Annotated in this window: 12 protein-coding genes and 1 tRNA gene; 6 read left to right on the top strand and 7 right to left on the bottom strand. The window is 50.7% G+C overall.

The annotated features are described in order from the left end of the window. Positions 1-182 precede the first annotated feature (182 nt). Positions 183-986, top strand: a complete 804-nt coding sequence (gene dkgB, locus D9741_RS21240; RefSeq protein ID WP_130218536.1) for a 2,5-didehydrogluconate reductase DkgB — start codon at positions 183-185, stop codon at positions 984-986. Here dkgB and yafC read toward each other — a convergent pair. Beyond that, positions 983-1,897: a DNA-binding transcriptional regulator YafC gene (yafC, locus tag D9741_RS21235; protein ID WP_130218534.1), complete on the bottom strand. Its 915-nt coding sequence runs from the start codon at positions 1,895-1,897 to the stop codon at positions 983-985. The genes dkgB and yafC overlap by 4 nt on opposite strands. A 240-nt stretch (positions 1,898-2,137) precedes the next feature. Between yafC and D9741_RS21230 the strand changes: the two genes are divergently transcribed. Continuing rightward, positions 2,138-2,938 (top strand): endonuclease/exonuclease/phosphatase family protein, encoded by an 801-nt coding sequence (locus D9741_RS21230; RefSeq protein ID WP_089628352.1) that lies wholly within the window; start codon positions 2,138-2,140, stop codon positions 2,936-2,938. Between the two features lie 76 nt (positions 2,939-3,014). Next, positions 3,015-3,785, top strand: coding sequence for a class I SAM-dependent methyltransferase (locus tag D9741_RS21225; protein WP_130218532.1), 771 nt, complete (start codon positions 3,015-3,017; stop codon positions 3,783-3,785). 47 nt (positions 3,786-3,832) lie between these two features. On the opposite strand, the gene mltD is transcribed toward D9741_RS21225, so the two are convergent. Continuing rightward, positions 3,833-5,191, bottom strand: coding sequence for a murein transglycosylase D (gene mltD, locus D9741_RS21220; protein WP_130218530.1), 1,359 nt, complete (start codon positions 5,189-5,191; stop codon positions 3,833-3,835). 71 nt (positions 5,192-5,262) lie between these two features. Further along, positions 5,263-6,018, bottom strand: coding sequence for a hydroxyacylglutathione hydrolase (gene gloB / locus D9741_RS21215; RefSeq protein WP_130218528.1), 756 nt, complete (start codon positions 6,016-6,018; stop codon positions 5,263-5,265). Between the two features lie 33 nt (positions 6,019-6,051). Here gloB and D9741_RS21210 point away from each other — a divergent pair, with 33 nt between their 5' ends. Continuing rightward, positions 6,052-6,774, top strand: a complete 723-nt coding sequence (locus D9741_RS21210) for a class I SAM-dependent methyltransferase (RefSeq protein ID WP_130218526.1) — start codon at positions 6,052-6,054, stop codon at positions 6,772-6,774. Here the strand turns inward: D9741_RS21210 and rnhA are convergent. Continuing rightward, a complete protein-coding gene (rnhA, locus tag D9741_RS21205) occupies positions 6,771-7,238 on the bottom strand; it encodes a ribonuclease HI (protein WP_000917883.1) in 468 nt (155 codons plus the stop codon). The two genes, D9741_RS21210 and rnhA, sit on opposite strands and share 4 nt — an antisense overlap. Before the next feature lie 64 nt (positions 7,239-7,302). Between rnhA and dnaQ the strand changes: the two genes are divergently transcribed. Further along, positions 7,303-8,034 (top strand): DNA polymerase III subunit epsilon, encoded by a 732-nt coding sequence (dnaQ, locus tag D9741_RS21200; protein WP_001366128.1) that lies wholly within the window; start codon positions 7,303-7,305, stop codon positions 8,032-8,034. 132 nt (positions 8,035-8,166) lie between these two features. Continuing rightward, positions 8,167-8,243 (top strand) — tRNA-Asp (locus D9741_RS21195). 148 nt (positions 8,244-8,391) lie between these two features. On the opposite strand, the gene D9741_RS21190 is transcribed toward D9741_RS21195, so the two are convergent. Genes D9741_RS21190 through tssF form a run of 3 tightly spaced genes read right to left on the bottom strand, consistent with a single transcriptional unit; the run spans position 8,392 to position 12,327 of the window. Then, positions 8,392-9,441 (bottom strand): type VI secretion system ImpA family N-terminal domain-containing protein, encoded by a 1,050-nt coding sequence (locus tag D9741_RS21190; protein ID WP_130218524.1) that lies wholly within the window; start codon positions 9,439-9,441, stop codon positions 8,392-8,394. A 10-nt stretch (positions 9,442-9,451) separates the two neighbouring features. Then, a complete protein-coding gene (tssG, locus tag D9741_RS21185; RefSeq protein ID WP_130218522.1) occupies positions 9,452-10,447 on the bottom strand; it encodes a type VI secretion system baseplate subunit TssG in 996 nt (331 codons plus the stop codon). After that, positions 10,444-12,327: a type VI secretion system baseplate subunit TssF gene (tssF, locus tag D9741_RS21180; RefSeq protein WP_130218520.1), complete on the bottom strand. Its 1,884-nt coding sequence runs from the start codon at positions 12,325-12,327 to the stop codon at positions 10,444-10,446. The genes tssG and tssF overlap by 4 nt, the downstream gene beginning before the upstream one ends. Position 12,328 lies beyond the last annotated feature (1 nt).

Raw genomic sequence — 12,328 nt, 5'->3', positions numbered from 1 at the left:
GAGTCCCGTCCGTTCCGCCACTTATTAAGAAGCCTCGAGTTAACGCTCGAGGTTTTTTTTCGTCTGTATTTCTATTATTGCCAAAATCGCAAAAATCCTCTGCGTTTTACGCCCTTTTTCCGCAACAGTCTAAAGCTCATAATCACCTTAGTTAACGAAAATAGCATTAAAAGAGGCATATTATGGCTATCCCTGCATTTGGTTTAGGTACTTTCCGTCTCAAAGACGACGTTGTTATTTCATCTGTGAAAACGGCGCTTGAACTTGGTTATCGCGCAATTGATACCGCACAAATCTATGATAACGAAGCTGCAGTAGGTCAGGCGATTGCAGAAAGTGGCGTGCCACGTCATGAACTCTACATCACCACTAAAATCTGGATTGAAAATCTCAACAAAGACAAATTGATCCCGAGTCTGAAAGAAAGCCTGCAAAAATTGCGTACCGATTATGTTGATCTGACGCTAATCCACTGGCCGTCACCAAACGAAGAAGTCTCTGTTGAAGAGTTTATGCAGGCGCTGCTGGAAGCCAAAAAACAAGGGCTGACGCGTGAGATCGGTATTTCCAACTTCACGATCCTATTGATGGAAAAAGCGATTGCTGCTGTTGGCGCTGAAAACATCGCTACCAACCAGATTGAACTATCTCCTTATCTGCAAAACCGTAAAGTGGTTGATTGGGCCAAACAGCACGGCATTCATATCACTTCCTATATGACGCTGGCTTATGGGAAGGCCCTGAAAGATGAGGTTATTGCTCGTATCGCAGCTAAACACAATGCGACCCCGGCACAAGTGATTCTGACGTGGGCGATGGGGGAAGGTTTCTCAGTAATACCTTCTTCTACTAAACGTGAAAACCTGGAGAGTAATCTTAAGGCACAAAATTTACAGCTTGATGCCGAAGATAAAAAAGCGATCGCCGCACTGGATTGCAACGACCGCCTGGTTAGCCCGGAAGGTCTGGCTCCTGAATGGGATTAAGCCTCTCTGACAGCTCCTCCGGGAGCTGTTTTTACATGCTCGCTAAGGAAATCGATAAAAGCCCGGATGCGCGTACTTACCGCACGGTCGCTGTAATAGACAGCACTGAATGGCATTTCCACTGGCAACACTTTATCTGCCATTAACTCCACCAATTCTCCGCCAGCGATTTCTCTGTCGATCATATAGTCGGACAAACACGCAATCCCGTTGCCACTCAGGCAAAGCTGTTTCAGTGTTTCCCCACTATTGGATGACAAACCGTACTCCACCTCATGTAATTGTCCATCACTACAGGCTATCGGCCAGGTATTGAGGGAAGCGGGTTCAGTGAATCCCAGGCAAACATGTTGCTTTAAATCGTCGATCGTTTCTGGCTTCCCGTAGCGGGAAATATAATCGGGGGAGGCGATAATTTTTCGATAACTGTTAAATAACGGCCTGGCACGTAAGCTGGAATCCGTTAACGTACCGGCGCGTATCGCGACATCCACTTTTCTTTCGATCAAATTAATAATCGTTTCGGAGGAGACTAGCGATAAAGTGACTTCCGGATAGCGTTCACGAAAAGGCTTAATCAACGGCATCAGAAAGTGCAGCACCACTGGAGTTGCGGCATCGATCCGTAACAGTCCACGTGGTGTATTACGCGTCTCCATAATTTCTGATTCTGCCGCTGCCATCTCCTGCAAAATTGACTGTACGCGACGAAAATAACGCTCGCCTTCTTCCGTCAGGCTAAGTTGTCGCGTGGTCCGATTAAGCAGGCTAACGCCAAGTTTCATCTCCAGCTTTTTCACCGCCCGGCTTACCGCTGAGTTTGCTTGCCCTAATTGTTCCGCTGCCCGGCTAAAGCTGCCGCTTTCGACGACCGAAACAAAAATGGCGAGTTCTTCCGACGTGGCTTTCATTTTTGCTCCTGTTGCAAAATAGAAGAGATATTTTGAATTTATTTGTCATTAAACCATCAGGATACGTGATATGTCATCCGATTTAATGACATCTATAAAGAGTAAAATTCAGCCTGGTGTAAGTACTTGCTTACATAACAATCTACAATTGCTCGTTGAAAGAGTGAGCTAAAATCCCTATAACAGTAGAACCCTCCTGAATGCGGAAGGGGTGACGTAATCGAGGTTTCAAAGTCAAAAGTGCGAAAAAACACCTATGCCATGCGCTATGTTGCCGGACAACCTGCGGAAAGGATCTTACCGCCGGGGTCTTTTGCGAGCATCGGCCAGGCATTACCACCAGGAGAACCGTTAAGTACCGAAGAGCGTATTCGGATCCTGGTGTGGAACATATACAAACAGCAACGCGCTGAATGGTTGTCGGTATTAAAGAACTACGGCAAAGATGCACATCTGGTGTTATTGCAGGAAGCGCAGACAACGCCAGAGTTAGTACAGTTTGCGACTGCTAACTATCTTGCTGCCGATCAGGTACCCGCTTTCGTGCTGCCGCAGCATCCTTCCGGTGTCATGACCCTTTCGGCGGCGCATCCTATTTATTGCTGCCCGTTACGCGAACGTGAACCTATTTTACGTCTGGCGAAATCAGCGCTGGTGACGGTCTACCCATTACCTGATACCCGCCTGTTGATGGTCGTCAATATTCACGCCGTCAACTTTAGTCTGGGCGTAGATGTTTACAGTAAGCAGTTGCTTCCTATTGGCGATCAGATTGCCCATCACAGCGGCCCGGTCATTATGGCGGGAGATTTCAATGCCTGGAGCCGTAGAAGGATGAACGCGTTATATCGCTTTGCGCGGGAAATGTCGCTGCGCCAGGTGCGTTTTACCGATGATCAGCGCCGTCGGGCGTTTGGTCGCCCGCTCGATTTTGTTTTCTACCGTGGTCTTAACGTCAGCGAAGCTTCTGTACTGGTTACGCGCGCTTCCGATCACAATCCGCTACTCGTTGAATTCAGTCCCGGCAAGCCTGATAAATAAGGTATGTCAGGTCTGCCACAGGGCAGACCAACGTTTGGCGCTGCCCTTTATACTCAAACAACAAAAGGACAGCGCAATGACAACACAATCCCACCATGACCACGTAGAAAAGCAGTTTAGCTCGCAGGCCAGTGAGTATTTAACCAGTACCGTACATGCATCCGGGCGAGACTTACAGCGCCTGGCGGTGCGTCTGGCTGATTATCCTGATGCAAGTGTACTTGATATGGGCTGCGGAGCAGGGCATGCCAGCTTTGTCGCTGCGCAAAACGTGAGCGCGGTGGTGGCGTATGACTTATCTGCCCAAATGCTGGATGTCGTGGCACAAGCTGCTGAAGCCCGGCACCTGAAAAATATCGCCACCCGCCAGGGATATGCCGAAAGTCTGCCATTTGCCGATAACGCATTTGATATTGTTATCAGCCGTTATTCTGCCCATCACTGGCATGATGTTGGTGCAGCACTGCGTGAAGTGAATAGGATATTGAAACCCAGCGGTAGGCTGATTGTGATGGACGTAATGTCTCCGGGTCACCCAGTGCGCGACATCTGGTTACAGACGGTAGAAGCATTACGCGATACCTCTCACGTACGAAACTACGCCAGCGGTGAGTGGTTGACGTTAATCAATGAAGCCAATCTGATAGTTGATAATTTAATTACAGATAAGTTACCGCTGGAATTTTCTTCATGGATCGCCAGAATGCGTACGCCAGAAGCGTTAGTAGACCCTATTCGCATTTACCAACAGAGCGCATCGACAGAGGTGAAAACGTATTTTGCCTTGCAGAATGATGGCTCTTTCACCAGTGATATCATCATGGTAGAAGCACATAAAGCGGCATAAATAAAAAAGGCACCGGGGGAATCGGTGCCTTTTTATTATCTGGTTTGTCAGGAATCTGGCATGTTGTTGTTTTTCACAAACAACGTCAGCTTATCGCCTGGTTGCAGATTCGCAGTGTCGCTGTTCCAGCGCATCACATCTTTGATGTTCACGCCGTGGCGTTTAGCAATGCTTGAAAGCGAATCGCCTTTGCGCACACGATACGTAATGCTATCGCTGTTGTTTGCCAGTCGCTGTGCGCTACTACCTGCGCCAATCGTCAAACTTTGGCCTGGTTTCAGCTTAGATCCGCGCAATTTATTCCACTGCTGCAAATCTTTGGTGCTTACGCCGAGACGTGAAGCGATACTTGAAAGCGTGTCGCCAGAACGAACGGTGTAAACACGACTGTTAAGCGGCGTATTGTCGGCAACCAGTGTCGACTGTACAGCAGCAATTTCGCCGGAAGCCAGAGATTCACGCAGTTGATCTGCATGCTTCTTTGGCACCATCACGTACTGCGGACCACTTGCGCCCAGCGTGGAGCCTTTCACGCCAGCGTTGAATGTCTTCAGCTTGCTGACGGAAATTCCCGCCATATCTGCAACCTTCGCCATATCAACCGGGCTACTCAGGTGTACACGCGCCAGAGCACGGCTTTCATCGGTCGTCGGCAGACGTACGCCATAACGTTTGCTGTTTTTGAGAATATCGCTCAATGCCAGCATTTTAGGCACGTACTGCTTCGTTTCCTGCGGCAACGGTAACGACCAAAAGTCGGTGGATTTCCCACGTGCTTTGTTCGTTTTAATTGCCTTCATGACCCGACCTTCGCCGCTATTATAAGCCGCTACGGTCAAAAGCCAGTCGCCGTCAAACATCTTGTTCAGACGTTGCATCATGTTCAGCGCGGCGGTTGTTGAAGCAACAACATCGCGACGCGCGTCATAAGTGCGAGTCTGTTTCAAACCATAATTGCGCCCCGTGCTCGGAATGATCTGCCAGATGCCTGCGGCATTGGCGCCAGACGTCGCGTGAGGATCAAAAGCGCTCTCCACTATGGGTAGTAGTACCAGTTCCATAGGCATGTTACGTTTTTTAACTTGCCCGGCTATCCAGTACATATACGGCTCTGCCCGTAAAGTTACATCGTGGAGATAGCTCTTATTGCGTAAATATTTCTGTTTCTGTTCGCGAATCCGGTCATTTTCCGGAATTCCCATCTTTAGCTCGTCGCCAATGAAAGCCCACAAGTCACCATCTGGCGCGATAGACGTCCCATCGTCCATCCATCGTGCCTGACTTGTAAACTTTGCTGCTTCCCCTTGACCAGCTGCAGAAAGGCTCTGTGCGTGCTGTTGGACGTTACCGGTACTCTGGCAACCCACGAGCAGGACAGAGGCGAGTAATATCGCTTTTGCCTTCATGTGTGTGTCAATAGTTGCTTAAAAGACGACCGATCATAACGGCGAACGAAGCTGATGACAAGAAAGTTTTATCAGAATCTATCTTTCTTTGACCTTAACCAGGCAAAACGTTCCTCAGGTTGTTGCAATAATGTTTCTTTATTAATTACATTAATTAAATCAATATCTTCTGTTCTTAAAAAAACATTAATTTTCCGCTCATTTTTCAGAATTACGGGGAGTGTAATTTGATTTTTTGCCCGTAACTCAATAACTTTACGATAATAATCATTTATGGACAAATCGTGCGGAAGAATACTCAAGGCAAACTTCATATTTGATAAAGTATATTCATGAGCACAACACACCAGTGTATCGTCAGGTAGAGCACTTAATTGTTTAAGTGATTGATACATTTGAGAAGCTGTACCTTCAAATAATCGCCCGCAGCCACCAGAGAAAAGAGTATCACCGCAAAATAGATAAGGATTACTGAAGTAACAGATGTGTCCTAAAGTGTGACCTGGTGTAGCAATTACACTAAATTCATGCCCCAAAACGAAGGCAGTATCACCATCTTTGACTACCTGCGTTGTTCCCTTATCTTGTGTCTCTTGTGGACCGTAGACCACAATTTGCGGAAACTTTTCCACCAGTTCTTTTACGCCGCCAACATGATCGTGGTGATGGTGGGTGAGAAATATGGCCTCCGGTTGCCAGTTATTGGCGGCAATGGCCTTTACTACCGGCTCCGCTTCTCCAGGATCGACAATCAGGCAACGGCCTGCTTCATCATTCAAAACCCAGATGTAATTGTCATCAAAGGTAGGAATACTGTTAAGATTCATATATTACCTCTCAGTGTGAAACGGAAGGTTGTGATGAAACCGGCAAGGAACCCTCAAACAGTCGTGGCTCCTGATTGCTGGGGCGATTTGCCCTGGGGAGAGCTTTATCGCAAGGCGCTGGAGCGCCAGCTCAACCCATGGTTCACGAAAATGTATGGTTTTCATCTGCTTAAGATTGGCAATTTAAGCGCAGAAATCAATTGCGAAGCGTGCGCGGTTTCTCATCAAGTGAATGTTTCTGCACAAGGAATGCCCGTACAGGTGCAGGCGGATCCACTTCATCTTCCTTTTGCCGATAAATCCGTCGATGTTTGTCTATTGGCGCATACGTTGCCATGGTGCACCGATCCGCATCGTTTGTTGCGTGAAGCCGATCGGGTATTGATTGATGATGGCTGGCTGGTCATTAGTGGCTTCAATCCCATCAGTTTAATGGGATTACGTAAACTTGTGCCAGTCTTGCGAAAAACATCGCCTTATAACAGCCGGATGTTTACCCTGATGCGGCAACTGGACTGGCTCTCGTTGTTGAATTTTGAAGTGCTACACGCCAGCCGTTTCCACGTTCTCCCGTGGAATAAACATGGTGGAAAACTATTGAGCACGCATATTCCTGCGCTTGGTTGCTTACAACTTATCGTTGCCCGGAAACGGACTATTCCTTTAACGCTCAACCCGATGAAACAGAGCAAAAACAAACCGCGAATTCGCCAGGCGGTCGGCGCCACCCGGCAATTTCGTAAACCACAGGCTTAAACTTCGACTTGGTAGCCCGTATCTTCCAGTGTGGGATTCATTGCCGCGGCACGAGCCAGTTCATCGCAACGTTCGTTTTCTGGATGACCGGCATGGCCTTTTACCCATTCCCATTTGATTTGATGCTGCCCCAACGCAGCATCAAGACGTTGCCAGAGATCGACATTTTTTACTGGTTTTTTGTCTGCTGTTTTCCAGCCACGTTTTTTCCAGTTATGGATCCACTGGGTGATCCCCTGGCGGACATACTGGCTGTCGGTACTCAGAATGACTTCACAGTGTTCTTTTAACGCTTCCAGCGCGACAATAGCGGCCATCAACTCCATACGGTTGTTGGTGGTGCGGGTGTAGCCAGCGCTAAAAGTTTTTTCGCGTCCACGATAGCGTAAAATAGCACCGTAACCCCCAGGTCCAGGATTACCCAGACACGAACCATCGGTGAAAATTTCTACCTGTTTAAGCATCTCTGGTAGACTTCCTGTAATTGAATCGAACTGTAAAACGACAAGTCTGACATAAATGACCGCTATGAGCACTGCAATTACACGCCAGATCGTTCTCGATACCGAAACCACCGGTATGAACCAGATTGGCGCGCACTATGAAGGCCACAAGATCATTGAGATTGGTGCCGTTGAAGTGGTGAACCGTCGACTGACGGGCAATAACTTCCATGTTTATCTCAAACCCGATCGGCTGGTGGATCCGGAAGCCTTTGGCGTACATGGTATTGCCGATGAATTTTTGCTCGATAAACCCACGTTTGCCGAAGTAGCCGATGAGTTCATGGACTATATTCGCGGCGCGGAGCTGGTTATCCATAACGCAGCGTTCGATATCGGCTTTATGGACTACGAGTTTTCGTTGCTTAAGCGCGATATTCCGAAGACGAATACCTTCTGTAAGGTCACCGATAGCCTTGCGGTGGCGAGGAAAATGTTTCCCGGTAAGCGCAACAGCCTCGATGCGCTATGTGCTCGCTACGAAATAGATAACAGTAAACGAACGCTGCACGGGGCATTACTCGATGCCCAGATCCTTGCGGAAGTTTATCTGGCAATGACCGGTGGTCAAACGTCGATGGCTTTTGCGATGGAAGGAGAGACACAACAGCAGCAAGGTGAAGCAACAATTCAGCGCATTGTACGTCAGGCAAGTAAGTTACGCGTTGTTTTTGCGACAGATGAAGAGCTTGCAGCACATGAAGCCCGTCTCGATCTGGTGCAGAAGAAAGGCGGAAGCTGCCTCTGGCGAGCATAAATACCTGTGAAAGGCGCTAAAAATAGCGACTTGGGCGATTTTTGCAGCAAACGATTCAAAAGATGAGAAAAATCGTTGACGAAGGCCGAGGTAATCCGTAATATTCGCCTCGTTCCCAACGGAGCAAAACGCGGAGCGGTAGTTCAGTCGGTTAGAATACCTGCCTGTCACGCAGGGGGTCGCGGGTTCGAGTCCCGTCCGTTCCGCCAATATTCAGAAAGCCTGAGTCAGTAATGATTCAGGCTTTCGTCGTTTTAACCTTCAGGAGAGTTTGTCACCCCTGAAGGCAAATAGATATAATCTAAAAAAATGTCACATCATATAATGACCAGCTATTATAAATTCTGGCCATTTCTATTATTCCAACGCATCCCATTTCTCCAGTAATTCTGCTGGAATTTCATTTATTACCTCCGAGAAGCGTTTTCCGACCAGACGCTCTGCCTGACGCAACAAGGGAATAGTCGGACTGCTCGGCTCACTATACTCAAACCAGCGACGTATAACTCTCAAACGTTCCAGTGCATCGTTCCGGTCGCTAATTTGCCTTTGTTCTGCGCAGACCTTTCCTGTCTTTTCAGCAGGTATATCTTCGAGTGGAGCAACATACTCTGCCTGTGTCTTTTCAGTATTATTGATGGAGACATGCTCCGGATGAACAACCAATGTTTCCTGTGATGGGATCTCTGGCGTGGTTGATTGCACCGCTCCCGGTAACAGGGTCAGCAGTTGCGTAAGCCGCGAAAAGTCCGGAGCATGGTCATTCAGCATTTTACGCGCATGGCGTTGCAGTCGCTCAGTGTTTTCAGCGGCCTGGCGAAAAGCGTCTAGCGGCAGTACACCGCGAGCTTCCAGATCGGCCAATTGCTGACGTACCGATTCCGGCGCCAGGGCATCCGCCGGGCGTGATGCAGACAACGAGCGTTCCACATCTCGTACCTGGAGGCGCAAAGCGGCATTATTTGACAGCGTAATGCCTCGGATATCCGCCATTACGCCTTCGTGGTCCAGCAACGCCGATAGTGCGTTGCTGCGCGCCACTGCCGCATCTTCGGCGGTGATATCTTCAGTTGCAAGCAGTTGTGGATGGATGGTATCCGGGTACAAGCTGCACAGCGTTTCGAGTTGCGTGAGTGCCTCTGCCAGTCCTCTGGCTCCGGCCTGCTGGATACGGCAGCGCAGTAGAATCACCAGGATTCGGATATCTTTGCTTCGTGTCAGCAGGCGGCGAGCGTCTCGCTCGAGTTCTGCCCAGTTAATGGTTTCCGGCGTACTGACAAAATCGCCATATTGCGCTTCTTCACGCGGTGCAGCGCGGGTGAACAGCAGCAGGTATTCCGGATCATATTCCAGATCCGGGCCACAGGGGCGTTCGGCCGAAATAGGGTCTGACAGAGATGTATCCATTAAATTATCCTTAGTGCGCCAGATAGTGCTCAGGTTCGAAAATCATGCCTGTCACCGGATCGTCGTGCATGGCTTTTCCAGCCCAGGCGGTCCAGCCTAACTGATATGGGCCGCCGGTAACGGCAGGAGGAGCGGCGTGTGGTTTTAGCTGTAGCTCAATTTCCCAGCAGTATTCAAACCCGGTAAAGGCGCGAACCAATTCCGTCAATACGGGCAGGTTGTTGCCGCCAGGCAGGAAGCGTTGATAATCGGCCAGCGTCAGTGGGCCAATCACCAGTCTGAACTTATACTGCATGTCCGGCACGGCCTGACCGATGAGTGCGCCGTTGCCAATGATGGAAGAAAGGGCTGGTGTCCCCAGCCGGGTAATTTCATCATCTGCCACGGGTATCCAGTGCAGGACATATTCCTGTATCCGGAAAGGCACGCCGAAATAGTGCGCCAGCGTGGCAGCCAGCCCGTCTGGATTGCGTGATTCGCGCGCCAGATGAGCCGATGCCGCCAGGCGAACGTGATCCGGTAGCGGGCTGTCTACACTTTCTCGCAAATCTTGCCCGCTGAGGCTGGCGATATAAAAGGCAAATCGGTCATATTTCGGTTTATCCAGACCACCTCCAGCTGACTGGGCGCTGCGCCAGGCCTGATAAAACTGGGTCAGCCAGCGGTGATGAAAAAGGTCAGTAAAACAGGTCAGCGTCGGATCGCGGTAGCTTTCGGTCCGGTTACGCGCCAGTTCGGTGTAGTGCAGCGGCAGCGGGCCATTCGGCCCCCACAGCCCGAGGCTGTACAGACTGACGTGCAGGCGGCCTTCCTGCCAGCTTACGCTGGCGATTTCCCGTGGTGCAAAAGTCAGCGCAGGTGTTTGCCCGAGGCGGAATTTTTCCATTCGTGGCTGCCAGGCACTACCTGCAGGGACGGTACACAACTTTACATTCACGCGGCGCATCAGGTTCAGAAAACCGTAACGCCAGGGCATTCCCTGCGCCTGAGTGAAATCGTCGTTCATACACTTCCCCGCTGTCCGGCTCTGACCGGCCAGGTCATAATTTTGCCGCGCTGCATACTGTGCAGCGTCATCTGCGAGAAGGTATTAATGGAAACATGACGGGCGATATAGTGTTCCAGCACCAGGCCGAACAGATACGGACTGATGCCAGAAAAACCTTCCTCATCCACCGTCAGCTCACAACAGACGCCGCGACCATAGACCAGCAGCCCGGAACCCGGCAGACGGCGGGTGACCGGCGTTGTTTTGCAGCCAATCAGGCTGCGTACCTGTCGTGATTGTGGACTGTCATGCGCCGGAATAAACAGGTTAAGCAGGTCGCGTAGCGCTTGACCGCCGGTACGGTGATCCAGATCGGCCAACGGCAGATAATTAAAGGATAACTGGCGGATCAACCGCCAGGCCATTTCTCGTTCCGCCAGTGGATGCTGCGGCGGGCGAGGCGGACGAATAAGTCCCACGCCCGCCACCGGGATGGCCGCATCCACGGTCAGATCGTCCCAGCCATTGCGTGCAATAAGGCAGGGGAGATCGCGGTTGGTGACCATGGCCGTGATGGTGATATGGCGCAGATTTTCCGGGTACGGCGCTTCATATTGGTCAACCAGTGACAGGAACACTTCCGATCCCGTATAGGGGGTGCGGGTGCCGTAGCGGCGGGCGTTTTCCGACAACCGACGCGGCTCCCGACGCAGGGAAAAATAGCGCCCGTGGTTGCCTTCATCGTTATTGCGGGTGTGGTAGAGCGGGCGAAAGGTCATTTTCCGTGTAGTGTCGGTTTCCAGCCCTTCCACTTCCTGGACCGAGAACACCTCATAATCCAGTGGATGGGTCCTGTCCACCACAAGGTGCTGCTCTGTCGAGCTGTGGGTGACGTCGATTCGGGCGGTGACGCGGGGAAAAAGGTTAACAACCGGGGTGCAGAACAGGCTGAACTGTGACGCATTTGTCTGGTGGATCAGCCAGTCCGGCGGCAGGTGGTTTAGTAAGATCACAATCTCCGCCACGCCGCCGTTAATTTTCTGTAACCCGGCAGACAGACCTGCCGGGGTGAAAAAATAAAAGCGTTCCGGACATGCAAAATATTCATGCAGCAGGTTATGACCGTGAAATACGTTCCAGGCCAGTGGCAGCAGTCCCTGACCTGGTTCCAGCCCCTCGTAGGTAACTGGCTGTTTCAGATTTACATCCAGTACGCCGTCAAAATGACCCGGAACGCCTGCCAGTGTGGCAATGGAACTGGTATGCAGAAGTTCGAACAAGTGAGAGGCTGTGCGTTCCTCGCCGCAGAGATATAGCGGCAGCCTGTCCAGCCCGGCAAGTTGGCTAAACGTCAGTTCACCGAAGGTGCGCAGAGTAATACGCAGCGCACCGGCGACATGAATGTTGGTAGGTAGGTAGCGATGCAGAGCTGGCATATCCGGTGGAGCGGCGGTCAGGCGCACCTCTTCGATGGTGAGCGGCCACAGCGTCACATCCTGGCTGCTGCGAAACTGGCAGGCGGTACTTTCCCCTTCCGGAATGGCGGAAAAAAAAGCGGTGTCGCGTGGGACGGTGAATCCCTTTGCCAAATCGCCTTCTTCCGGATCGGGATGCAACTGTGCCACGCTCATTGAGGGCGTGGGAGTAACATAATTGGGGCTGACGACCTCCAGCAGGCGCTGGGTGAAACGCGGAAATTCAGCGTCAATTTTAAGCTGCGTACGGGCAGTCAGGAAGCTGAAGGCCTCAACCATCCGCTCCACATACGGATCGGCAATATCCGTTCCCTGCATTCCCAGCCGGGCGGCGACTTTGGGATGACGTGCGGCAAATTCGGCTCCCGTTTCACGCAGGTAGCTCAGTTCGCGGTTATAGTATTCCAGTAGCCGTGGATCCATC

Source organism: Escherichia sp. E14V7 (genome assembly GCF_004212225.1).
Classification (GTDB): domain Bacteria; phylum Pseudomonadota; class Gammaproteobacteria; order Enterobacterales; family Enterobacteriaceae; genus Escherichia.
Note: the sequence above shows the minus strand (reverse complement) of the source record. Positions and strands in the feature narration are given on the sequence as shown.

Bases quoted from the DNA above. Each gene is read 5' to 3' on its own strand.
- dkgB (WP_130218536.1), top strand. From the start codon at position 183: ATGGCTATCCCTGCATTTGGTTTAGGTACTTTCCGTCTCAAAGACGAC.
- yafC (WP_130218534.1), bottom strand. From the start codon at position 1,897: ATGAAAGCCACGTCGGAAGAACTCGCCATTTTTGTTTCGGTCGTCGAA.
- D9741_RS21225 (WP_130218532.1), top strand. From the start codon at position 3,015: ATGACAACACAATCCCACCATGACCACGTAGAAAAGCAGTTTAGCTCG.
- mltD (WP_130218530.1), bottom strand. From the start codon at position 5,191: ATGAAGGCAAAAGCGATATTACTCGCCTCTGTCCTGCTCGTGGGTTGC.
- gloB (WP_130218528.1), bottom strand. From the start codon at position 6,018: ATGAATCTTAACAGTATTCCTACCTTTGATGACAATTACATCTGGGTT.
- D9741_RS21210 (WP_130218526.1), top strand. From the start codon at position 6,052: ATGAAACCGGCAAGGAACCCTCAAACAGTCGTGGCTCCTGATTGCTGG.
- rnhA (WP_000917883.1), bottom strand. From the start codon at position 7,238: ATGCTTAAACAGGTAGAAATTTTCACCGATGGTTCGTGTCTGGGTAAT.
- dnaQ (WP_001366128.1), top strand. From the start codon at position 7,303: ATGAGCACTGCAATTACACGCCAGATCGTTCTCGATACCGAAACCACC.
- D9741_RS21190 (WP_130218524.1), bottom strand. From the start codon at position 9,441: ATGGATACATCTCTGTCAGACCCTATTTCGGCCGAACGCCCCTGTGGC.
- tssG (WP_130218522.1), bottom strand. From the start codon at position 10,447: ATGAACGACGATTTCACTCAGGCGCAGGGAATGCCCTGGCGTTACGGT.
- tssF (WP_130218520.1), bottom strand. From the start codon at position 12,327: ATGGATCCACGGCTACTGGAATACTATAACCGCGAACTGAGCTACCTG.